Annotated in this window: 2 protein-coding genes and 2 pseudogenes; 2 read left to right on the forward strand and 2 right to left on the reverse strand. The window is 67.0% G+C overall.

Features of this window, described 5'->3' with window-relative positions; all coding sequences use genetic code 11:
- Both AC07F3_RS42300 and AC07F3_RS42305 read right to left on the reverse strand, forming a co-directional pair.
- Positions 1 to 125: pseudogene (locus tag AC07F3_RS42300) on the reverse strand (IS630 family transposase); the annotation flags it as partial.
- 138 nt (positions 126 to 263) lie between these two features.
- Positions 264 to 488 (reverse strand): integrase core domain-containing protein, encoded by a 225-nt coding sequence (locus AC07F3_RS42305; protein WP_479120440.1) that lies wholly within the window; start codon positions 486 to 488, stop codon positions 264 to 266.
- Positions 489 to 735: 247 nt separating this feature from the next.
- Between AC07F3_RS42305 and AC07F3_RS42310 the strand changes: the two genes are divergently transcribed.
- Positions 736 to 2679, forward strand: a complete 1944-nt coding sequence (locus AC07F3_RS42310) for a S8 family serine peptidase (RefSeq protein WP_479120442.1) — start codon at positions 736 to 738, stop codon at positions 2677 to 2679.
- Positions 2680 to 3152: 473 nt separating this feature from the next.
- A pseudogene (locus AC07F3_RS42315) lies at positions 3153 to 3512 on the forward strand (transposase); the annotation flags it as partial.
- Positions 3513 to 3604 lie beyond the last annotated feature (92 nt).

A 3604-nucleotide genomic window follows, 5' to 3' on the forward strand; every position in this document is an offset into this window, starting at 1 on the left:
CGCAGCCGCCGTGCGACCTCCGGCGGCTTGATCCTCTGCTCGAACAGCTCAGCCGCCTGCATCCGAACCGACTCCCGGCGCTGACGCCCCGCGACTGTCAGCCCGCCTCCATCCGCGTATCTCACACACCACGGACTACCGCCAACACCCCATCCTCATCAGGAACTTCAGCAAAGATCACCCTGACGAGCCGAAGTCAGTAACTACGCGGCATTGGTTTCGTGGAGACTGAGTTAGCTGGTTTCTGGAGTGACGTGAGGGGTTCAGCCGCGGAGTAGGCGGTCTCGTGCTCGACCGGGTGATGTGGCCCGCTCGCCGTGCAGGCGCCGCTGGTTGAACCAGTCGACGTACTCGGCGAGGGTGACCTCGACGTCGTTGATGGATGTCCACGGTCCCTTGTTGCGGATCGGCTCGGCCTTGAACAGGCTGTTGAACGCCCCGGCGAGGGCGTTGTCATACGAGTCGCCCTTGGAGCCGACCGAGGCCACCGCGGCCTCCGTCCCGAGGCGTTCGGTGTAGTGCAGTGCCTGCCCGTCAATCCCCAGGACTGAGCATTTACTTGCCCTTCCGCCAGGTTCATGGTGAGGGTGACCTGCCACGGCGATCTCGCAGGGACGGGTGGCGAGAAGACTCCGGCGATCCCTCATGCCGGTGCGTGTGTCTGCGACGATGCCCTGCCGCCGGTCGCTCCGGGCATGTCACAGACAGCCGGCCATCCCCAGTCGAAGGACGCCTGTGAGAAAGAGAACCCGGTTCACCCTGTTATCCGCCGCGGCCACGCTCCTCGCCTGCGGCAGCCTCCTCGCGCCGTCGGCCTCCGCCGCCGACGCGGCGACCACGGGCACGTCCCGGAACACCGGATCGGTCGTACCGGCCGCTGGTCCCCATGCTGCGGACAGGTACCTCGTGGTCCTCAAGCAACGTACGGACTCGTCTACCGAGGCGACGGTCCGCGACTTGGCGAGCACCTACGGAGGTGAGGTCACCGCACGCTGGCAGACCGCACTCCATGGCTATGCCGCCAAGATGAGCGAGAAGGAAGCCCAGCGGCTGGCCACCGACCCCCGAGTGGCCTCGGTCCAGCAGGACGGCTACACGCGCCTCGCGGAGATCCAGCCCAATCCGCCGTCGTGGGGCCTGGACCGCATCGACCAGCGCAGCCTGCCCCGCGACAGCAACTACATCCACCAGACCAAAGCGGCGAACGTCCACGCCTACGTGGTGGACAGCGGAATTCGCACCACCCACGAGGCGTTCGGCGGACGGGCCAGTTGGGGTGCCGACTTCGTGGACGGTACCAACACCGACTGCCTCGGGCACGGAACCCATGTGGCCGGCACCCTGGGCGGCGGGCAGTACGGCGTCGCCAAGTCGGTGTCGCTGGTGGCCGTGCGGGTGTTCGGCTGCGCTTCCTCGGCACCGACGTCCACCGTCATCAGCGGCGTGGACTGGGTGGCCAAGAACGCCGTCCGGCCTGCCGTACTCAATCTGAGCCTTAGCGGGGGCCCGTCCTCGGCACTCGACGACGCCGTGCGCGGTGTGATCAACGCCGGCGTTACGGTCGCGGTCGCCTCCGGCAACGAGAGCAGCGACGCCTGCGGCTCCTCCCCGGCCCGGGTCACCGAGGCGATCACCGTCAACGCCACGGACGCCAACGACGCGCAGGCGAGCTTCTCCAACTACGGCAGCTGCACCGACCTCTACGCCCCGGGCGTGGACATCCTGTCGGCATGGAACACCAGCGACACCGCCACGCGTCTGGACAGCGGAACATCCATGGCCACCCCGCACGTGGCCGGTGCGGCCGCGCAGTGGCTCGCGGTCCATCCCGGCGACACACCCGCGCAGGTCGCGGCCGGTCTGCTCGGATCGGCCACCCGTGACGTGATCACCGGCGCCGGCACCGGCTCGCCCAACCGGCTGCTGTACACCGGCGCCATCGCCGACAGCGTGGTGGCCTCGGCGCCCGACTTCAACGGCGACCGCCGCAGTGACCTGGCACTGACCGGTGTCACGGGCCGGAGCACCCTCCCCGCCGCGCTCTCCCAGGGCGACGGCAAATTCACCGTCACCAACTCCTCGGCTCCCGACTTCGCCACCTGGGCACAGGCTCCCGGCGTACGTACGATCACCGGAGACTTCAACGGTGACGGCCGAGCTGACCTCGCCCTCACTCCAGGTCCAAACACCCCTTGGTGGCACACCCTCCCGGTCGCGCTCTCCAAAGGTGATGGAACCTTCACCATCACGAATACGGACGCGAGTGACTTCGCTGGGTGGGCTCAGGTGCCGGGCGGCCGTACCGTTGTCGGCGACTTCAACGGTGACGGCCGAGCTGACCTCGCCCTCACTCCAGGTCCAAACACCCCTTGGTGGTACACCCTCCCGGTCGCGTTCTCCAAGGGTGATGGAACCTTCACCGTCACCAACACCGCCGCCAACGACTTCGCAGGCTGGGAGCAGGTACCGGGCGTCCATGTGAGCGCTGGGGACTTCAACGCCGACGGCCGTACCGACCTGGCTCTCACCCCGGGCCCGGACACGCCGTGGTGGTACACCCTTCCGGTCGCGTTCTCCAAGGGTGATGGGACGTTCACTGTCACCAACACCGCTGCCAACGACTTCGCAGGCTGGTCCCAGAGTCCCGGGTCCCGGGTGATCGCGAAGGTCGGCAGCTGAGGATCCGTCTGGCCGAATCTCTCGCCTGGCCGTGTCCCGCAGTAGGAGCGGGTGGCCTGTCAGGCCGAGTGTGAGTGTCCCGTCACCCGACGACTTGAGGTCGCGGGGTGACGGGACACTCGTCCATGGTGGCGGGTAGGCCCGTCCCACACTGCCGCTGTCGGCATTGCCGACGACCGATCACCGTGTCGGTGACCGGGGTCGGGTTCAGGGGGGCGATCGGGCCGCGCCCCGTCTACGAGGCAACCGTCCTCGCCGCAGCCATTAACGAGTGGGTGTGACCAGCACATTCGATACACGCCCTAGTACTCCAGCAGTACTTCTCCATTTGTGCTGGTCAGGGTGGTGGGAGTGGGGAGTGTAGCGGCGTGGGCGGTGCCATGGGACCGTCTTTGACGCAGTGCCGCTCCAACGAGTGGCCGCGCCGTGTGTAGTGCTCCTGTTATGGGCATGGCGCCGATGTGATCGAAGACGTGCCCACGCATGTGTGGGATGAGGAACTTGACGGACTGTTGCGTCGGATCGGGAGCCGCTTCACACGGGTGGAACCCAGGCGGTTGGTGCGTGATTACATCCATGGCCTGCTTGGCCAGGTCGGCCGCAAGAACGGCTGGCAGATCGCCGAGTACACCGGCCACGCCACCCCTGACGGCTTGCAGCGCCTGCTGTCTCGCACCTGCTGGAACGCGGACGACATCCGTGATGACCTGCAAGCCTACGTCGCTCAACGCCTCGGCGCAGAGGACGGAGTTCTCATCATCGATGACACCGGCTTCGTGAAGAAAGGCCTCACCTCCGCCGGAGTGCAGCGCCAGTACTCCGGCACGGCTGGGGCCTGAATTTCAATTACTGCTCGCTGCTGGGGCGTTGGCGCGATAATGAGGTGTGACTGCGGATACGTCGGCTCGGGCCTCGGTTGTGGCTT

The sequence above is a fragment of the Streptomyces sp. NPDC045846 genome, assembly GCF_056431605.1.